At 61.7% G+C, this 18,236-nt stretch carries 16 protein-coding genes; 7 read left to right on the top strand and 9 right to left on the bottom strand.

Going from position 1 to position 18,236, the window contains the following annotated elements:
• Nucleotides 1-294: 294 nt before the first annotated feature.
• Nucleotides 295-1,311 carry a LacI family DNA-binding transcriptional regulator gene (locus FF124_RS15280; protein ID WP_210237484.1) on the top strand — a complete coding sequence of 339 codons (1,017 nt, stop codon included), beginning with the start codon at nucleotides 295-297 and terminating at the stop codon, nucleotides 1,309-1,311.
• Nucleotides 1,312-1,329: 18 nt separating this feature from the next.
• On the opposite strand, the gene FF124_RS15275 is transcribed toward FF124_RS15280, so the two are convergent.
• Nucleotides 1,330-3,786 (bottom strand): beta-glucosidase, encoded by a 2,457-nt coding sequence (locus tag FF124_RS15275; protein WP_138749351.1) that lies wholly within the window; start codon nucleotides 3,784-3,786, stop codon nucleotides 1,330-1,332.
• A gap of 23 nt (nucleotides 3,787-3,809) precedes the next feature.
• On the opposite strand from FF124_RS15275, the gene FF124_RS15270 reads away from it, so the two are divergent.
• Complete coding sequence (locus FF124_RS15270) at nucleotides 3,810-4,376, top strand: DUF982 domain-containing protein (RefSeq protein ID WP_138749350.1); 567 nt, start codon at nucleotides 3,810-3,812, stop codon at nucleotides 4,374-4,376.
• A 124-nt stretch (nucleotides 4,377-4,500) separates the two neighbouring features.
• Here FF124_RS15270 and FF124_RS15265 read toward each other — a convergent pair whose 3' ends face one another.
• From FF124_RS15265 to FF124_RS15230, 8 genes are all read right to left on the bottom strand, one after another.
• Nucleotides 4,501-5,916, bottom strand: a complete 1,416-nt coding sequence (locus FF124_RS15265; RefSeq protein ID WP_210237483.1) for an aromatic amino acid transport family protein — start codon at nucleotides 5,914-5,916, stop codon at nucleotides 4,501-4,503.
• 364 nt (nucleotides 5,917-6,280) lie between these two features.
• Entirely contained in the window at nucleotides 6,281-7,048 is a 768-nt protein-coding gene (locus FF124_RS15260; protein ID WP_138749349.1) for an SDR family oxidoreductase, read from the bottom strand.
• Between the two features lie 72 nt (nucleotides 7,049-7,120).
• Nucleotides 7,121-7,867, bottom strand: a complete 747-nt coding sequence (locus tag FF124_RS15255) for a copper homeostasis protein CutC (RefSeq protein ID WP_210237482.1) — start codon at nucleotides 7,865-7,867, stop codon at nucleotides 7,121-7,123.
• 18 nt (nucleotides 7,868-7,885) lie between these two features.
• Nucleotides 7,886-9,091 carry an amidohydrolase/deacetylase family metallohydrolase gene (locus tag FF124_RS15250; protein ID WP_138749347.1) on the bottom strand — a complete coding sequence of 402 codons (1,206 nt, stop codon included), beginning with the start codon at nucleotides 9,089-9,091 and terminating at the stop codon, nucleotides 7,886-7,888.
• Nucleotides 9,092-9,162: 71 nt separating this feature from the next.
• Nucleotides 9,163-9,549 carry a RidA family protein gene (locus FF124_RS15245; protein ID WP_138749346.1) on the bottom strand — a complete coding sequence of 129 codons (387 nt, stop codon included), beginning with the start codon at nucleotides 9,547-9,549 and terminating at the stop codon, nucleotides 9,163-9,165.
• 27 nt (nucleotides 9,550-9,576) lie between these two features.
• The gene (locus FF124_RS15240; protein ID WP_138749345.1) at nucleotides 9,577-10,407 is read right to left on the bottom strand and encodes a carbohydrate ABC transporter permease; all 831 of its coding nucleotides are present in this window, start codon (nucleotides 10,405-10,407) and stop codon (nucleotides 9,577-9,579) included.
• Entirely contained in the window at nucleotides 10,400-11,260 is an 861-nt protein-coding gene (locus tag FF124_RS15235; protein ID WP_138749515.1) for a carbohydrate ABC transporter permease, read from the bottom strand. The genes FF124_RS15240 and FF124_RS15235 overlap by 8 nt, the downstream gene beginning before the upstream one ends.
• 125 nt (nucleotides 11,261-11,385) lie before the next feature.
• Entirely contained in the window at nucleotides 11,386-12,633 is a 1,248-nt protein-coding gene (locus FF124_RS15230) for an ABC transporter substrate-binding protein (RefSeq protein WP_138749344.1), read from the bottom strand.
• Nucleotides 12,634-12,715: 82 nt separating this feature from the next.
• On the opposite strand from FF124_RS15230, the gene FF124_RS15225 reads away from it, so the two are divergent.
• The 5 genes from FF124_RS15225 to FF124_RS15205 are packed head-to-tail and all read left to right on the top strand — an operon-like array spanning nucleotide 12,716 to nucleotide 18,216.
• Complete coding sequence (locus FF124_RS15225) at nucleotides 12,716-14,032, top strand: hypothetical protein (protein ID WP_187326967.1); 1,317 nt, start codon at nucleotides 12,716-12,718, stop codon at nucleotides 14,030-14,032.
• A 1-nt stretch (nucleotide 14,033) separates the two neighbouring features.
• A complete protein-coding gene (locus tag FF124_RS15220) occupies nucleotides 14,034-14,828 on the top strand; it encodes an SDR family oxidoreductase (RefSeq protein ID WP_138749343.1) in 795 nt (264 codons plus the stop codon).
• Nucleotide 14,829: 1 nt separating this feature from the next.
• Nucleotides 14,830-15,900, top strand: coding sequence for an ABC transporter ATP-binding protein (locus tag FF124_RS15215; protein WP_138749342.1), 1,071 nt, complete (start codon nucleotides 14,830-14,832; stop codon nucleotides 15,898-15,900).
• A gap of 46 nt (nucleotides 15,901-15,946) precedes the next feature.
• Nucleotides 15,947-16,999 (top strand): D-TA family PLP-dependent enzyme, encoded by a 1,053-nt coding sequence (locus FF124_RS15210; protein ID WP_138749341.1) that lies wholly within the window; start codon nucleotides 15,947-15,949, stop codon nucleotides 16,997-16,999.
• Between the two features lie 8 nt (nucleotides 17,000-17,007).
• Nucleotides 17,008-18,216 (top strand): MFS transporter, encoded by a 1,209-nt coding sequence (locus FF124_RS15205; RefSeq protein ID WP_187326966.1) that lies wholly within the window; start codon nucleotides 17,008-17,010, stop codon nucleotides 18,214-18,216.
• Nucleotides 18,217-18,236 lie beyond the last annotated feature (20 nt).

Genomic DNA, 18,236 nt, shown 5'->3' with positions numbered 1-18,236 from the left:
AGGTACGTTACCGGTAACGATACAGAGTGTCAATCGGGTTTCCCTGGCTGCGAAAAGACGTCGCACCGGTTCTGTGAAAAGACAGGTCATTGCCCGGTTTGCGGGTATGAAGCCCGCCGGAATGGATCGGCTGCGCTTCATGTCGCTATTGTGACGAGACTGTGCTAATCGACATATTTGCCCGGCGTTTGTGCGCAAGGGCGGGCAGGAAGAGGATAAGGCATTGATCGTTCTGGTATCTTCGGGCGATGCTGCGGGCGTAATGCCGGCGAGGCTGCGCCGGTGGGGGCTATTGTGGCTGTGAAGAAACGAGCGGCGACGCTGGCCGAGATTGCAAAGGTCGCGGGCGTCTCGCGGATGACAGCGTCACGCGCGCTCAACAATCAGCCGGGCGTTTCGGCCGAAACGCGCGAGGATATCCTGCGCATCGCCGACGAGATGGGCTATTCGGTCAACCCTTTTGCCCAGAAGCTTTCCAACGGACGCTCGCGAATCATCGGAGTGATGGCGGAACTCCATGCGCCCTTTACCAGTGACATCGTGCTCGGCATCAGCGGCGCGGCGAAAAGCGCCGGCTACGAGGCGCTCGTCTATTCTTTGCCCGATCGCGACAGCACCGCGCCGAGCAGCGTGGCGAGCCTGCTGCAGCAGATCGCCGGCGGCATCATCGCCATCCTGCCTTACGAGGCGAGCTATCTGGAGCAGATCGCCAGCGAAGCTCTGCCGGTGGTGACGATCGACACGCTTTATGACGATCCGCCCTTTCCCTCGGTCGACGGCGACAGCTATCAGGGCGCGCGGCTTGCCGTGCGCCATCTCGCCGATCTCGGCCACCGGCGCATCGGCTTCATCTCCGGCGACAATCGCCTGCGTTCGGCCCGCGAGCGTCTGACGGGCTATCGCGATTCCGTCGCCCAGTTCGACCTTGACCGGGATCCGCAACTCGTCGTCGACGGCGATTTCCTGCAGAAGAGCGGCTTTGACGCGGCCAAGCGGCTTCTGGCGCTGAAGGAACGACCGACCGCGATCTTTGCCGCCAATGATATCAGCGCGCTCGGCGCCAGCCAGGCGCTCAGGGAGAAGGGGCTTTCGATCCCGGAGGACATGTCGCTGATCGGCTTCGACGACATTGCGATTGCCCAGCAGATGCACCCGCCGCTGACCACCATCCGCCAGCCGCTGCGTCAGATCGGCCGCTCGGCGATGAACACGCTGCTGGCGCGCATTGGTGGCCTCGACGCACCGAGCAACCGGATCACGCTGCCGACCGAACTGATCGTGCGCCAGTCAACCGCCGAGCCGCGCCGGTAAGGGCGCGACCGGAGGCGGTCAAAGCGGCATCAAACCGCCGTCGGTCGCCTTCGTAAGGGTTGCGATGGTCTGAACGCGGTCGGAGCTTTCTCCGATCTTGATATCGTAGTCGCCTGCAGCAATACGCCAACCCTTCGCCTCGGCGTCGAAATGGGCGAAATCGCGCGGCGAAAGCGCAAGGCGGACAGTGCCGCTCTCGCCGGGCGCAAGGACCACCTTGGCGAACGCCTTCAATTCCTTCTGAGGACGCTGCCCGCCGCTGTCCCTCGGGCAGACATAGAGCTGCACCACGGTGGAGCCGCGCCGATTTCCGGTATTCTCGACCGTCAGGCTGACGGTTGCCGTCGCCTCGGCATCGAAATTCTCCGCCTCGACCACCGGTTCGCCCAGCCTGAATGTCGTATAGCTGAGGCCGAAGCCGAAGGGGAAAAGCGGTTCAATCCCGTGGCGGTCATAATGGCGGTAGCCGATGAAAACGCCCTCGCGATATTCCACCTCGCCGTCCTTGCCGGGATAGACGCGCGGGTCCTGGCTGTGGGCCGGGTTGTCCGACCATTTCGCCGGAAAGGTCTGGGCGAGACGCCCGCCGGGCTCAGCCTTGCCGAGAAGTACGTCTGCGATCGCATTGCCGGCCTCCTGTCCGGGGTACCAAGCGGAAAGGAGCCCCGCCACGTCATCGATCCAGGGCATTTCGACCGGCCCGCCGGTTTGCAGCACGACGATGGTCTTCGGGTTGGCGCGGGCGACGGCAGCCACCAGCGCGTCCTGCCGGCCGGGCAGCGCGATCGATTCGAGATCGCTGCCTTCCGTATCCCATTCGCCGCTACGGCCGGCAAAGACCAGCGCGACATCGGTCTTCGCCGCAATGGCCGCGGCCTCTTCGATCGCCTCTTCGCCGAGCGGCACGGAAATGCCGACGCGGATGGCGGATAGGCCAAGCGCGGAAGACGGGCGGGTGGCGTATTCGACGACGATCTCCGCCGGCTCGCCGGCGACGAGATCGACGTTGCCGACGACCTCGTCACACCCTTCCTCGAAATAGGTCCGGCCGCGCGTCCAGTTGGTCCAGGCATCGGCGACCAGTTCGCCGTTCACATAGAGTCGGGAGAGGCCGGCCGAGACGAGCCCGACCTGATGGGTCGCCGTCTCCCTGGGAATATAGTCCCCGACTAGCCGCGCGGAGAAATGGTCCGGCGCGACCTTGCCTTCAGCGACATTGCCGATCCAGATCAGTTCCGCCTCATCCTCGGTGGTGGTGAACACCGGTTCGCCCGAGAGCGCGTCATTGTCGAAATAGGAAACCTCAAGCGGGGTCTTCAGCAGCGGCTGGAAGCGGAAATTGGTGCACCCCTCGGCATAGGTCAGATTTTCTTCGCCAAGGGCTGCGGCAAAGCCGTCATAGGGGCTGACGCGGTAATGCGGGTTCAACTGGGCGCTGCCGCCGCCCATGATCTGCGCGGTCTTGGCATTGGGGCCGATTATGGCAATGGTCTCCTTGCCCGAAAGCGGCAATGCGTCCTCGTTCTTCAGCAGAACGGCGGCCTCCGCGCCCGCCTTGCGGATCAGGGCGCGGTGCTCCGGTCGGTCATCGGCGCGTTCGGCGAACGGCTCGCAACTGCCAAGCGCGCCGGTGCGCTCCATCACCATAAGGATCGCGCGGACGCGTTCCCGGATCGTCTCGGGCAGGACCTTGCCGGCCTTGACCGCTTCGACCAGCTTCTCGCCCCTGTCGCGCGTCGGGCCGGGCATTTCGAGGTCGAGCCCGGCATTCACGGTCTCGACCGTCGAGTGAGAGCCGAACCAGTCGGACATCACCACCCCGTCAAACCCCCAGTCGCCCCTGAGCACCTCGGTAATTAGCCATTCATGCTCGGAGGCAAAGGTGCCGTTGACCTTGTTATAGGCCGTCATGATGCCCCAGAGGCCGGCATCCTTCACCGCGCGCTCGAAGGGCAGGAGATAGACTTCGCGGAGCGAACGCTCGTCGATGACGGAGGAGTTCGAGGTGCGCGCGATCTCGGATTCATTGCCGGCGAAATGTTTGGCGACGGCGGAAATGCCCTTTTGCTGCAGCCCTTTGACATAGCCCGAGGCCAGTTCGGCGGTCAGCACCGGATCTTCCGAATAGCATTCGAAATTGCGGCCATTGGTGACGGTGCGCTGGATGTTGATCGTCGGGCCGAGCAGCACATGTGCGCCCTTGGACTTGACTTCGTCGGCAAGCGCGGCGCCGATTTCGGCTACCAGCGCCGGGTTCCATGTCGCGCCGATGGCGATGCCGACGGGAAAGGCCGCCGACTTGACGCCGCCGATCAGCGAACCGCCGCCGCGCGCGCCGTTCGGTCCGTCGGTGACTCGAAGTTTGCCGATGCTGAGCCTCTCGATTGCCGGAAGCGACCAGAAATCCTCGCCGGAAAGCAGTGAGACCTGTTCCTCAAGGGTCATCCGGTCGATCAGGTCATCAAGGTTCGGCATTGTTCTGCTCCAGCGGGGAAGATGTGAAAGGGGTCGGCGACAGTTGCTGTCGCGGTCTTCGGGCCAAGATAGAGTGGCATGGGGTCGTCGACAAGGACGCGGCGTTTGCGGCGAAAAAGCGCATGGCCAAACCGTTTACAACATCCTGCCCTTATGCCGCCACTCTATTGGTTTTTATTAAGAAAACAGCGGGAACAAAATGCCGGCTCCCCGGTTTTCGAGGGATACCTGCCGGCCAGGGCCGACAGTGGCGCAACAACAAGACGAGGAAAAAGAAGATGTCGAAGCTTGCCACATTTTGGAGCATCCCCGTTCACGTGCTTACGGCGGACGGCGATGCCGCGACAATTGAAGGCCCGGAGGGCGCTGCGGAATTCCTGCGGAACCATTGCCGGCAGAAGGAAGGCCGGCATTACCGCAGCGCATCCGGCCTTTGCGCCGATGCCGCCGCGCATAACGGCAAGCTGGAGGTTTCCCGCGAGGCTTTCATCGCCGCCATGCTGGAGGCGGGCCTGATGCAGCCGGTTCAGCGCGCTCCCGCAGCAAGCGCGATCCGGACGGCAGCGGCATCTTCGCGCAGTTACGCCTGATATTCAGCGCCGAAGCGTTCATCAAACGCCCGCCTTCCGGTCTAGCGGAGGGCGGGCGTCTTTCTCTCTGTTCGATTGCCGCCTGGGGCTTGCGCTATCCCGGGCCTGCCGGCCGAAGGTTCTGCTATCGGAGGATCTGGAAGAAGATCGCGGACACCGCGGCAATGCCGGTTGCCGTGACGAAGACATTGCTGATGTGCCCCTTGTATTTGGCCATGGCCGGAACCTTGTGGATGGCATACATGGGCAGCAGGAACAAAATCGCCGCGATAAGGGGGCCGATGAGCGCCTCGATAAGTCCGAGAATGGAAGGATTGAAGATCGCCACGATCCAGACGCTCAGGATGAAGAACAAAACAATGAAGATATTGAGCGTCTTCGGGTCCGTCTCGAACCCCATATTGCGGGCCTGTTGGTTTATAATGCCGCGCATGCCTTCTCTCGCGCCGAGATAGTGGCCGAAAAACGAGCTGACGATCGCTGCGAAAGCCACCACCGGTCCCAGAAGCGAAATGACCGGATTGTCGAACTCGTTCGCGAAGAATGAGAGGACGGATATGTTCTGGCTTTTCGCCGCGACGAACTGTTCAGGCGTCAGGCACATAATGCATGAAAAGACAAAGAACATCACGAACACCAGAAGCATGGATGCCGTTACACCGAGAATGGCGTCACTCTTCCTGACGGCATTTGCGCCATGGTCGCGCCGCTGCAGCCGAGCAAAACTGGATATCGCCGGGCTGTGATTGAATGAAAAAACCAGCACCGGAAGGGTAAGCCAGATCGTGACGACAAAATCCTTAGCGGACGGAACTTCAAAAAGCGCGCCGAAATTCCACCTTGGAATGAGGTAGACGGATAAGCCGAACAGAATGAGGATTAGCGGGTAGACGAGGAACTCCGTGACCTTGAGCATGATATTTTCGCCGGCCATCATCACGCTCATCATCAACAGGATGAGCGACAGTGACAGAAGCCAGCGGGGCGGGGGCTGAAATTGCATCTGGTTGACGATGAAGCTGTCAACGGTATTGGTGATGCCGACGCCGTAGATAAGCACGATCGGATATATCGCGAAGAAGTAGAGGACCGTTATCAGGTTCCCGGCAACCAGGCCGAAGTGCTCTTCGACCACATCCGTAATGTCGGACGTCTCGACACGCGAGGAAAGCACAAACCGGGCAAGGGCGCGATGCGAAAGATAGACCATCGGTCCGATCAGGATTGTCACCGCCAGCAATGGCCAGAAACCCGATTGCCCGGCGCTGATCGGCAGGAACAAGATGCCTGCGCCGACCGCCGTTCCGAAAAGGCTGATGCTCCAGAGCGTGTCCTTGTGTTCCCAGGAAACAGGTCCCGGGGTTGTTGTTGGCTGTTGTTTCTCGGCTGGTTCGGCTTCGACGGTCATGGTCGGGGTCTCCTTTCGTTCGTCAACTGAACGACGGGTTGGAAGAACCCGGGCGAACAGTCCTGTTCCGGCGGTTGACCCTTGTCTTTGGCACGTCGGCTGCCGATGTCCCGCGAGGCCCGCTACAACCATAAAAGGCGCCATCAACGGAATGGAACAGCCGGCGGCATGGGGCTGACGAAAGCGAGAGGCTCCCGGTCAGCTCTTGTCTTCTTCGATCCGCCGGAGCCGCTTTTTCTCCAGATATACGGCGATTTGAAGGCATGTTTTCAAGTCGATCGTTATGCGTAATGCTTCCGCTTTTTCGTCGCGGCATTTGATGGATTGGATCGAGCGTGACGCTCACAGGTTCCTGTGTTCGGCTCTTGCAGTCACAATCATTGGATGCAAACCCTTGAGTGTCTTGAGACGTCGGGAAACAGCGGGCCGTGCGACGCATTCGCGCGCCCGGCACGACGCCGGTCCGGCAACGCGTCAGCACGTTTACTGACCCGCCCTAAGTCACCAGGCTCTGGCCGCCATCGACGAAGATCGGCGTTCCCGTGACGTGGCGGGACTTGTCTGAAGCGAGGAACGAGACGACGTCGGCAATCTCCTCGGCGGAGCCTGCGCTGTCGCCCGTCAGGGGGATGTGGGTTTCGGCGTCGATCCCGCTCTTTTCGGCGTTGCGGATCTGCGTATTGTCGCCGATCTCGGTGTCGATCGCGCCGGGGCAGATGGCGTTGATGCGGATTTTCGCCTGTCCGAGCTCGGGCGCAAGCTGTTGCATCATGGCGAGCTGCGCCGCCTTGGTGGCCGAATAGGCGGTGGCGCCGGGGGAGACGAATTTGCGCGTGCCGTTGATCGAGGAGATGATGGTGATGGAGCCGCCGCCGGCCTTCCTCAGATGCGGCACGCTTGCCCGTATGGTCAGGAACGTGCCGCGCAGGTTGACGGCGATCGTCTTGTCGAAATCGGAGGGATCCAGCTCGTCGATCGGGGCCCAGACGCCGTTGATGCCGGCATTGGCGACAACGGCGTCGAGACGGCCACAGTCGGACACCAGCTTGTCGAGCGCCGCATCGATCTCTTCGGCACTGGTCACGTCCGCCGCAAGCGAAAGCGCCATGCCGCCTTCCGCCTTGATGGCGTCGACGGTCTCCTGATTTTCCGCCGGCGTGTGCCCGAGAACGCCAACGGCCATGCCGTCGGACGCAAGAGCAAGAGCCGAAGCGCGGCCGATGCCGGAGCCCGCGCCTGTCACGAGTGCCACCTTGTTTGTCATGTCTGTAACTCCGCATGATTGGACTGATGCCCGATCAACTGCCGGAGTGATGTTTCTGTTCCCGGTTGCGGGTCAGGAGACAACAAGCCGGCGCAGCCGTTCCGCCCTTTGGGTGATGGCCGGGCCGTCCAGAACGCGGCGGATGTATTCGCGTTTATCCTCGCCCTTGCCCATGAAGACGTGGGGATTTCTGAAGCGCATCGGGCTTTCGCCGTAACCGGTCGCGCCGAAGTGAAAGTCGACGGCATCGGGGTTGACCGGGCCGTCAAACAACAGCGTCGGATCCGGATCGCCGCAAACCATGACAATGATCCGGCCCTCTGCGCGGTTGATCATGGCCTTGAGGGTATCGATGCCGTCCTGCGCATTGGCGCGCTGGCCGGACGACAGAACGCGGTCGACGCCCGCCGCGATCAGGTCGTCGATCGCTTCCTTTGGATCGCGGGTCATGTCGAAGGCGCGATGGCAGGTGACGCCCATGGGCCGGGCGGCCGCGACTGCCTCTTTCGTGCGGGCGATATCGATGCGCCCTTCGGCAGTGAGAAAGCCTATGACCACGCCGTCTGCGCCGGCTGCCTTGGCCGCCGCGATATCTTCCATGACCGCCTCGAACTCGCCGTCCGAATAGAGAAAATCACCGCAGCGCGGGCGGATGATGACAAAGACCGGAATGGAGCACCGCGCCTTGGCAAGGCGGATCTGGGCGATGCTCGGGGTGATCCCGCCCTCCGAAAGCGACGCGCAGAGTTCCACTCGGTCCGCGCCGGCCTTTTCCGCAGTCAGCGCTTCCCCAAATCCTTCGACGCAGATCTCGATCATGGCCATCGTCCGGAGCCCTCAGCAACAGCCGCAACGTCTGAGGAAGGGCTCCTCGAAGGGCCGTCGTCCCACCTCCATCGCCCTGCCGCCGAGATAGCAGGCAACCGGCTGGAGCATGCGGTTGCCCGGGCGTTCCTCGCCGCGCACATCGCAGAAGATGAAATCCGCCTCGCAGTCATCGAGCACGGTAATATCCGCCGGCGCGCCGACGCCGAGATGGCCGAGATCGGGACGGCGGATCGAGAGGGCAGGACGGCTGGTTGACATGCCGATCACATCCGGCAGAGACAGGCCGCAATTATAGAGCTTGCTCATGACGTGAAGAAGGTCGTAGCCCGGGCCTTCGACGGCCACCACATGCACGTCGGAAGAGATGATGTCGGGGAGAAAATCCTGACGGATGGCCGGCTCGGCCGTTTCATAGGAAAATGCGCCCATGCCGTGGGCGATGTCGAAGAGCACGCCGCGTTTGCGCGCGGCCGTGATCTCCGGAAGGATTTCGCCGTCTTCCGTCAGCGCCGAATTGGGCGACGGGCGGTAGCAATGGGTGAGAATGTCGCCGGGCCTGAGCATGGAGACGACATCGGCATAGCTCGGCGGCGGGCCGCCGATATGGGTCATCAGCGGCAGGCCGACCTTGTCGGCGGCTTCCAGCGCCAGTTCCAGCGCGCCGAGCGCCAGTTCGCCGGTCGCAGGCCCGCCGATGCGCACCTTGACGCCGATGATCTTGTCGCGGTTTTCCTCGATCTTCGCCACGCAGCGGTCCACGGGCAGCATCTCGCGAAGCGTCGCCTCGCCGATGAAGAGCCCCTTGTCGAAGCCGAAAATGCCGGGAAAGGAGATGTTGAGAAAGGCGAGGATGCGGTAGGGCGAATTGGCCATCACATAGTCGCGGAACCCGTCGTAATTGCCCGCGCCCGCGCTGCCCGCATCCACCAGTGTGGTGATTGCCGAACGGCGCGCGATCATGTTCGGATCGACGCTGAGCGAGGTCGCCTTGTGATAGACATGGGTGTGGAGATCGATCAGGCCGGGAGCGACGATCCTGCCTTTGACATCGTGTACGGATTTTGCGCCGGCGACTGGGAGATCGGCCGCGACGGCGGCGATCTTGCCGTCGCTGACGGCCACGTCGAAAACGCCATCGAGGCCATTTCGCTCATCGATCACGCGCCCGCCCTTCAGGACGAGATCATAGGGGGCAGGCGCTGCGGGTGCTGTCATTTCAAAGGACTCCATATGGTGCCCGCCAATCGTGTGGCGGATCTTTCTCGTTCGTCTGGCGTGCTGCGTTCCTAGAGCGGCTTGTAGGCGACCGCCTCGATCTCGACGAGGATGTTGATCATCAGCTTCGCTTCGCTGGTGGTGCGCGCGGGGAACTTGCCGGGCGTGAAAAAGGCCGAATAGGCCTTGTTGAAGCGGCCGAAATCGCGGGCGTCATGCAGCCATGCGGTGGTCTTGCAGACGTCTGCCATTTCGCAGCCGGCAAGCTTCAGCGCCTTTTCGATGTTCCTCATCACCTGCGTTGTCTGCGTCTCGATGTCATGGGCGGCCACCGAGCCGTCATCCATCACCGGCACCTGGCCGGAGACGAAGACGAAATCGCCGGCACGGACGGCAGGGCTCAGAGGGGCAGCACTCGGCGAGGTCTCGGGCGCATGAAAATGTTCGATCTTGGACATTGTGTGTTTTCCTTTGTCTGTTGGGTCTCAACCCTTCACCGCGCCGCCGGAAAGACCGGTGATCATATGGCGCTGCAGCCACATGAAGACGATGGCGACGGGAATGGTGGCGACGAAGGTGGCTGCCATCACATGATGCCATTCGACCTGGTAGCGGCCGGAGGAAAGTGCTGCGATCTTGAGGGGCAGGGTGTAGTGCTCGGCAGAACGCAGAATGGCGAGCGCCAGCGCATATTCGTTCCAGGCGCCGATGAAGGTGAAGATCGCCGTGACTGCTACGGCCGGCGCCGCCATGGGCACGAATACGGTGCGGATGGCGTGGAGAGCGGATGCGCCCTCGAGCCAGGCGGCGTGTTCCAGTTCCGCCGGAATGGAGGCGAAATAGGAGCGCAACATCCAGACGGCAAAGGCGATATGGAAGCAGCAGTAAAGGACGGAGAGCGCGACCAGCGAATCGAGCGCGCCGATGCCGACGACCAGCCGGAAAAGCCCGATCACCAGCACGACCGGCGAGAACATCTGCGTGATCAGCAGGAAGGTCTGGAAAGCCGTCTTCCCCTTGAAATCGAGCCGGACCATGGCATAGGCGGCCGGAACCGAGACGAGGATCGTCAAAACGGTGGTCAGCACGCCGACGACCAGCGAGTTCATCAGCGCGGTGCCGAAATCGACCGTTTGCCACATGTCGACGAAGTTTTCCCAGGCAAAGCGGCTGGGGATCCATTGCGTATCGCCGGAAAGAACCTCATCGGCCGGCGTCAGCGCGGTGGAGATCATCACCGCAAACGGAAAGAGGTTGATCAAGAGCAGCGGTGAAAGAACGATCCAGTAGATCAGCGAGCGGCGTCTGTCAGGCATTGGCCGCATCCTTTGAAACGAGCCGCAGGTAAAGCGCGGCAAAGGCCAGAAGGAAAACAAACATCAAGAGCGAGACGACGGAGGCTTCGCCGAGCTTTCCGTATTTGAAGGCGATCTTGTAGAGATAGGTCACCAGAATGTCGGTGGAGTTCGCGGGGCCGCCCTCCGTCAGGATCCAGATGATCGGGAAGGAGTTGAAGACGTAGATCACGTTCAGCACGATGGCGATGTTCACGTAAGGCTGCATCATCGGCACGGTGATGGTCTTGAAACAGTGCCAGTGCGACGCGCCTTCCATGCGCGCTGCCTCGTAGAGATCGCCGGGAAGCGAGGAGAGGCCGCCGAGGAAGATCGTCGTCGTGAACGGGATCGAGACGATGATGCCGATCAGGATCATGACGGTGAAGGCGGTCGAGCCGCTTGCAAGCCAGACGACGGGACCGTCGATGATGCCGAGCTGTTCGAGCAGGTGGTTGAGGTAGCCGGTCTCGCCGTTGAGCGCCCAGCGCCAGACGACCGTCAGAAGTGACAGCGACACCGACCAGGGCAGCATGATGATGACGCGGGCAATGGCGCGACCGTGGAATTTCTCGTTCAGGATCAGCGCGATCCCGGCCGCGCAGATCAGCGTTCCGCCAACGACCAGCAGGGTCCACCAGACGGAGCGGATGGCTGCCTCCTGAAACAGGGTATCGGAGAAGACCGCTTCGAAATTGGCGAAGTCGTTCAGCTTGGTCACTTTGCCGAAGCGGGTGACCTTGCGCAGCGAGGTCTGGATCAGTTCCCAGACCGGATAGATGATGATGAAGGCTGAAAGGATGAGGCCGGGCAGGATGAACAGCACCGGCACCATCTTTTTCTGCCAGACCGAAAACGGCCCGGCTTCATATTCGGCGGTGGCCGCAATGCCAGCGCCATTCACCCTGTCCGGATTGGGGGCGGAGTGTCGTGAAGAACCTGGCATTGCGGGTTTCTGCCTTACTCGAGGATGTCGTTGACCCGGGTTTCGATATCGGCAAGCGCCGCGTCCGGTTCCATCTGCCCGAGATAGGTTGCCTGCAGATCGGTGATCGTGCTGTCGGCGATTTCCTCCCAGCCTGCGACGAGCGGCGCGAAATGGGCGCCGGCAAGCAGATCGGTGAAGACCTTCAGGTCCGCATTGTCGGCGAACATCGGCATGGCTGCCTCTTCCTTGTTTACCGGCAGGAAGCCCTCGGCCTCGTCGAACTTGACGCGCTGGTCGGTGGTGAACAGGAAGTCGAGGAAGGCCCAGGCCTCGTCCTTCACATCGGAGTTCTCGAACATCACGATCGAGTCGGTGACGCCATAGGTGGCCGAGGTCGTGCCGGCCGGCACCTTGGCAAGGCCGTAGTTGAGGTCCGGTGCCTGTTCCTTGATCTGGTTCGACAGGAACGGACCGGTGATCACCATGCCGAGCTTGCCCTGTTTGAACAGGTTTTCGATATCGGCGCGCTGGTAATCGGTGACGCCCGGCTGGGTCAGTCCCTCATTGATGAGGGTCATGTAGATGTCCATGGCCTTGGCGCCGGCCTCGGTGTTGACGCCGGAAAGACCGTCCTCGTTCAGGATCGTGCCGCCATAGCTCCACATCGGGTAGTAGAAATAGACGTCCGTCTCCGTGCTCTTGCCCTGAATGCCGTAGGCGAAGACGCCATCCTTTTCGAGCGCCTTGATCGCTTTCGAGGCTTCGATCAGATCGTCCCAGGTGGCCGGCGGCTCGGAGTAGCCGGCCTCTTCGAGCAGGTCCTTGTTGTAGAACATGGCGCGCGCGGAGGCGGCGATCGGCAGGCCGAATGTGGTGCCGTCAACGACCGAGGGCGTCAGGAAGGTTTCGAAGAACCGGCCCTTGAACGCGTCGTCCATATAGTCGTCAAGCGGTTCGATCACCTCCTGCTCGGCATAGTCGAGGATCCAGCGCGTGCCGATGACGGCGAGGTCGGCGTTCACGCCGCCGGAAATGTCGGTCACCAGCTTCTGCTGCAGATTGGCCCAGGGCACCATTTCGAGCTCGATCGTGGTGTCGGGATTTTCCGCCATGAACGCGTCGGCCGCCTGCTGGAAATAGGGCATGGTCTTCGACGAATATTCCGGAATGGTGACCCGCACGGTATCAGCGGATGCCGCGCCGGCGGAGATCATGGCAAGCGAGGATGCGGCAAGCGCAAGGCGCACTGCGCGCGGCAGTGCCTTTCTGGTCTGATGCATAATTGTTCTCCAGTTGGTCCCGGCTTTGCTGCCGGTGTTCCCCTACGGATGGAAGCGTAAGCTGAAGTTTCGAAGATCGTCAATGCAAAATATCCAAAAAAGCGCAAATTCCCATATTGCGCAAATTAGACGGCTGTGTAAGCTTTTTCGGAAAACAATTGACCGACCAGACGGGACAATATTGCAAAAAATGAAGACGGGAACAGAAACGGCGGATTACCGCGCCATGTTTGCCTATACATGGGACCTTGCGGACTGGCACGACGACGCATTTGTCGAGGAATTGCATCGGCTTAACATGAATACGCTGACGCTTGCCGCAGCCTATCACGCGGGCAAGTTCACCCGGCCGAAGGGCAAGGGATCAAAGATTTTCTTTCCGCAGGATGGCCATGTTCATTTCCGCTCGAGGCGCGAGAATTACGGCCGGATTGCCCCGGATACAGGCGATTTGGCGCAGCGAAATGACATCTTTGAGCGGTTTGCGGCGCGTGGCGACATCGCCCTCAATGCCTGGACGGTGCTGCTGCACAACAGCCATCTCGGCATGAAATTTCCCGATTGCACGGTCGAAAACGCCTTCGGCGACCGTTACCCCTATTCCTTGTGTCCGTCCCATCCGGATGTCCGGGAATATGCAGTGAAGCTGTGCAGCGAAATCGCCGGCAATCCGGGCGTCGGCGGGCTGTCGCTGGAGACGCCGGGCTTTCTGCCGTTTCGCCACGGCTACCACCATGAATTTGCATTGCTCGGATCCATGCCGGGCACTGAAAACTATCTGGGACTGTGTTTTTGCGCAAATTGTGCAAATAATGCGCAAAGTTTTGGTGTTGATTTCGAAGGACTGCGTGAGCGTGTTCGGTCCCGCATTTCGCTTGCGCTGGAAGCGGGCTATGAGCCGGATCCGGACGCCAACAGGGCACGCTTTGAGGGCGACCTTGTCACCGACCCCGATCTTTCGGCTTTTCTGAAGATGCGCTGCGATGTCGTCACCGGGCTTGTCGGTGAAATTCGCGCTGCCGTGCGCGCGGATGCCGCTGTTTACATCATCCCATCGGTCAATCAGCCGCTCGGGCTTTCCTATCTGGAAGGCTCCGATCTTGCCGGACTGTCCAAGGCGGCTGACGGACTGGAGGTCTGCTTCTACCGATCGCCCTGGCAGGCTGCGCTGACCGAATATGATGAGATCCGCCTGCGTTGTGGTTCAGACGCTTCCATCCGCGCCGTGTTGCGGCCCGCCGCGCCCGATTATCTCGAGGAGGGCGGGTTTGTCGCGACCGTTGATGCACTGGCTGATGCCGGCGTCGATGGTTTTGGTTTCTACAATTACGGACATGTGCGCCAGAGCGGTCTCGAATGGGCTGGACGGGCGATGAACAGATATAAAACGGGGAACTGACATGAAGAGACTGGAAGGGCGCGTCGCGCTTGTCACCGGCGGCGTCGGCGGTATCGGCACGGCCGTCGTCAAGGATTTTCTGGCCGAGGGCGCCAAGGTGATCATCGCCGATATCAAGCAGGATGCCGTCGATGCAGCTGTCGAAGGCTACAAGGCGGAGGGGTATCCGGTTGCGGGCGCTGCCGCCAGCATCACCGATCTCGATGCCCTGCAGGCCGCGGTCGATGCGGCCGTTGCCGAACTTGGGCCAGTCGATATCGTGGTCGCCAATGCCAATACCGGCGGCGCGACCACGACGCTCGACAAGACCGAACCGGAGCGTTTCCGCCAGGATGTCGCCGACAATCTGGCTGGCCAGTACAATACGGTGCGCGTCGTCATCGATGGCATGAAGGCGAAGAGGCACGGTTCGATCGTCATCGTCGGCTCCGTCAACGGCCTCGCAACCTTTGGTCAGCCGGCCTATTCGGCGGCAAAAGCCGGTCTCGTCTCGCTCACCCGCACCATGGCAACCGAATATGGCGAGCACAATATCCGGGCCAATATTGTCTGCCCCGGAACGGTGCAGACGCCCGCCTGGGACCATCGTATCGCGCGAAAGCCGGATGTGCTGGACGGGCTGAAGAAATGGTATCCGCTCCTGCGGGTCGCCCAGCCCGTCGACGTCGCAAAGGCGATCACCTTTCTGGCGTCCGACGATGCGGGCTTCATCTCCGGAGTCACGCTTCCCGTCGATGGCGGGCTGATGGCCGGCAATCTCGCCATGTCGCGCGAGCTGACCCTGGAGGACCAGTAGGATGGCCGATCTCGTCCTCAACCAGATCAACAAGCAGTATGGCGACAACCAGGTTCTGTTCGACATCGACCTGCGCATTCCCGATGGCGAATTCGTCGTGCTTGTCGGCCCGTCCGGCTGCGGCAAGTCGACGCTTCTGCGCATGATCGCAGGGCTGGAGGACATCTCCTATGGCGATCTCTTGATCGGCGGGCACCGTTCCAATGCCGTGCCGCCGCAGCGGCGCAACATCGCGATGGTGTTCCAGTCCTACGCGCTTTTCCCGCACATGACGGTGCGCGACAACATCGCCTACGGTCCAAAACTGCGCGGGGAGAAGCCGGATGAGATCGCCGCCAAGATCGAGCGCGCGGCAGAGATCCTCAACCTTCAACCCTATCTGGAGCGCTATCCGCGTCAGCTTTCCGGCGGTCAGCGCCAGCGCGTCGCCATGGGCCGCGCGGTGGTGCGCGAACCCTCGCTCTTCCTGTTCGACGAACCGCTTTCAAATCTCGATGCCCAGTTGCGCGTGCAGATGCGCACCGAGATCAAGGCGCTGCACAAGAAGGTCGGCCGCACCTCGATCTATGTGACCCATGACCAGATCGAGGCGATGACGCTCGCCGACCGGATCGTGGTGATGAATGGCGGCCATATCGAGCAGATCGGCACGCCGCTCGAACTTTACGACCGGCCGGAAACCCTGTTCGTCGCCAGCTTCATCGGTTCGCCTTCGATGAACCTTCTGGATGCGACCGTAGCGTCCTCCGATGGCCGGCCGATGGCCGTGCTTGACGACGCGGTGTCGATGCCGCTGCCGGAGGGCATCGGGGCTGGGGTCGGCGAGACGATTAAGGTCGGCATCCGCCCGGAAAATGTGGAGCTCGCCGACTATGGCGATGGCCTGCCGCTGGTTGTCGATCTGATCGAGCAGACGGGGGCTGATACTTACGTTTACGGAAAAATAGCCGGTCAGGCCGTTGTCGCGCTTTTCCGCTGGCGTCTGGAGGCGGAATCCGGTTCAACGCTCTATGTCAAGCCGCAGGCGGGCAAGGAGCATTGTTTCGATTCGACCACCGGCAAGCGCATCTGACGGGCATGTGTTGTGGCCGCAAGGGCCGAAAAAAGGACATGAAGCATTGAAAATCGAAGACCTCGACACGCCCGTTCCCGTCGCCGATCTTGCAATCGTCGATGCCAATCTGAAGCGGATGCAGGATTACTGCGACGAACACGGCATTGCGCTTCGCCCGCATATCAAGACCCACAAGATCGTCAGACTGGCCGAACGGCAGCTTGCGCTCGGGGCCAAGGGCATCACCTGTCAGAAGTTGGGCGAGGCCGAGGTGATGGCCGATGCGGGGATTGAGGATATCCTGATCTCCTATCCCCTGATCGGGCCGATCAAGGCGAAGCGGCTCGCCGCACTTGCCAAACGCGCGAAGATGAGCGTGGCCGTCGATAGCGATGTCGCGCTCGAAACGGTGGCGTCCGCGGCAGAAATGGCCGATGCGCCGATCGGCGTTCTGGTGGAGTTCGACAGCGGGCTTGGCCGCACCGGCGTCGTCACCGTTGACGAGGCGCTGGCGCTGGCGCAAAAGGTCAGTGAGACGCCGCATCTTTCCTTTGACGGGCTGATGACCTATCCGGCGAGCGAGGCTTCGGTCGCCTTTGTGAAACAGGCGCGCGACGCCTTTGCCGCAGCCGGCCTCACCATCCCGAAAGTCTCCGGCGGCGGCACGCCGAATGCGTTCAGGACCCATGAATTCGGCGTCATCGATGAATTGCGGGTCGGCACCTATATCTACAATGACCGGATGATGATGGGGGTTGGCCACGCCGCTCTGGAAGACTGTGCATTCGACGTTCTGGTCACCGTCGTCAGCCGGCCGACGCCCGATCGCGCCATTATCGATGCCGGCACCAAATCGCTGACCAGCGATCCCGCCGGCAAGGGCGGTCCCGGCCATGGCCTGATCCGCGAATACCCGGATGCCGTGATCGAGCGGCTGACGGAAGAGCATGGCATGGTCGACCTTTCGGCCTCAGCGAAAAAGCCGGAGATCGGAGAGCGGCTCAGGGTTGTCCCGAACCATGTCTGTCCGGTTTCCAACCTTCACGACAGTATTGTCGTCGTGGAGGACGGCAGCGTTTCCGAATGGCGCGTCGATGCCCGCGGCCTGACGCGATAGGGGAATTCATGTCGGCAGCCACGGACCTGCGCGCGCTTTTCGCCCGGCGCAATTTCGCGCTCTACACGCTCGGAAATGCCTCGGGCCTTCTGGCGCAGTGGATGTTCAAGACCACGATCGCCTGGCTTGCGTGGGAGCTGACGCACAAATCGGTCTGGGTCGGGCTTGCCGTGACGGCGGAGATGGTCCCGACCGTGCTGGTCGGGCTTTATGCCGGCGTGGTGGCGGACCGGGCTGATATGCGCAATCTGCTGATGCGCATCCAGTTCTCGACCGTCTGCATCTATTCCGCTCTTGCTCTTCTGGCGATGCAGGGCGCGCTGAACATTCCGCTTCTGCTGTCGCTGATGGCGGTCAACGGCGTTGTCGTCGGCTTCGCCCAGCCGGCCAGCCAGGCGGCGATCACAGGGCTTGCCGACAATGCCGAGCTTGGAACCGCGATCTCGCTCAATTCCATCCTGTTCAATCTCGCCCGCTTTGCCGGACCTGCGATCGCCGGCGGCCTGATTGCAGTCTTCGGAGGGGCCGTCTCGCTCGTGGCAACGGCATGCTTTGCCGGCGTGTTTTTCCTGATGCTGATGGCCGTGCGCTTCAACGTGCTTCCAAGGCTTTCCTCGGACGGGTCGATCTGGTCGAAAATCGCCGAGGGCATGCGCCAGGTCTTCGTCGAGCCGACGGTCGCTTTCGTCTTCATGCTCTATGCCACGGCGGCCTTCCTGATCCGGCCGATCAGCGAGCTTCTGCCTGAGCTTGCCGACCGCGTCCTGGACGGCGGCGCGGAGACTCTGGCGCTGTTGTCATCGGCCATGGGGCTGGGCGCCATCATCGCCGGTTTCGCCAACATGATCGGCGGCATGCGCATGCAGGTGCCGCTTGCCGTCTGGGGGACGCTGCTTGCGGTGCTTGGCGCGCTGGTTCTGGCCTTGACCCAAAACACCGCGGTCGCGTTCATCGGCGCCGTCCTTTTCGGCGGCGCGCTGGCCGCAGGCGGGGTTGCCTCGCAAACCGTGCTGCAGCTTGGCAGCCCCGCCCATCTGCGCGGGCGGGTCATGTCGCTGCACGGCATCATCTTTCGCGTCGGACCGGCGCTCGGCGCGGTCACGCTCGGCGGTCTTGGCGATACCCTCGACTTGCAGCAATCCCTGCTGATCGGTATTGCAGCGATGCTGCTCGTCTGGGTGTTGCTGATGAAGCGGCGGATCGCGGCGCATGGTTAGCGCGGTTGTCTGCGGGAATA

This window comes from Martelella lutilitoris (genome assembly GCF_005924265.1).
In the GTDB taxonomy this organism is placed as follows: Bacteria; Pseudomonadota; Alphaproteobacteria; order Rhizobiales; family Rhizobiaceae; genus Martelella; species Martelella lutilitoris.
Note: the sequence above shows the minus strand (reverse complement) of the source record. Positions and strands in the feature narration are given on the sequence as shown.

What these genes read in the sequence shown, in the direction of transcription:
- FF124_RS15275 (WP_138749351.1), bottom strand. Translation starts at nt 3,786, where the DNA reads ATGCCGAACCTTGATGACCTGATCGACCGGATGACCCTTGAGGAACAG.
- FF124_RS15265 (WP_210237483.1), bottom strand. Translation starts at nt 5,916, where the DNA reads ATGGTTGTAGCGGGCCTCGCGGGACATCGGCAGCCGACGTGCCAAAGA.
- FF124_RS15260 (WP_138749349.1), bottom strand. Translation starts at nt 7,048, where the DNA reads ATGACAAACAAGGTGGCACTCGTGACAGGCGCGGGCTCCGGCATCGGC.
- FF124_RS15255 (WP_210237482.1), bottom strand. Translation starts at nt 7,867, where the DNA reads ATGATCGAGATCTGCGTCGAAGGATTTGGGGAAGCGCTGACTGCGGAA.
- FF124_RS15250 (WP_138749347.1), bottom strand. Translation starts at nt 9,091, where the DNA reads ATGACAGCACCCGCAGCGCCTGCCCCCTATGATCTCGTCCTGAAGGGC.
- FF124_RS15245 (WP_138749346.1), bottom strand. Translation starts at nt 9,549, where the DNA reads ATGTCCAAGATCGAACATTTTCATGCGCCCGAGACCTCGCCGAGTGCT.
- FF124_RS15240 (WP_138749345.1), bottom strand. Translation starts at nt 10,407, where the DNA reads ATGCCTGACAGACGCCGCTCGCTGATCTACTGGATCGTTCTTTCACCG.
- FF124_RS15235 (WP_138749515.1), bottom strand. Translation starts at nt 11,260, where the DNA reads ATGGTGCCGGTGCTGTTCATCCTGCCCGGCCTCATCCTTTCAGCCTTC.
- FF124_RS15230 (WP_138749344.1), bottom strand. Translation starts at nt 12,633, where the DNA reads ATGCATCAGACCAGAAAGGCACTGCCGCGCGCAGTGCGCCTTGCGCTT.
- FF124_RS15225 (WP_187326967.1), top strand. Translation starts at nt 12,716, where the DNA reads ATGCAAAATATCCAAAAAAGCGCAAATTCCCATATTGCGCAAATTAGA.
- FF124_RS15220 (WP_138749343.1), top strand. Translation starts at nt 14,034, where the DNA reads ATGAAGAGACTGGAAGGGCGCGTCGCGCTTGTCACCGGCGGCGTCGGC.
- FF124_RS15215 (WP_138749342.1), top strand. Translation starts at nt 14,830, where the DNA reads ATGGCCGATCTCGTCCTCAACCAGATCAACAAGCAGTATGGCGACAAC.
- FF124_RS15205 (WP_187326966.1), top strand. Translation starts at nt 17,008, where the DNA reads ATGTCGGCAGCCACGGACCTGCGCGCGCTTTTCGCCCGGCGCAATTTC.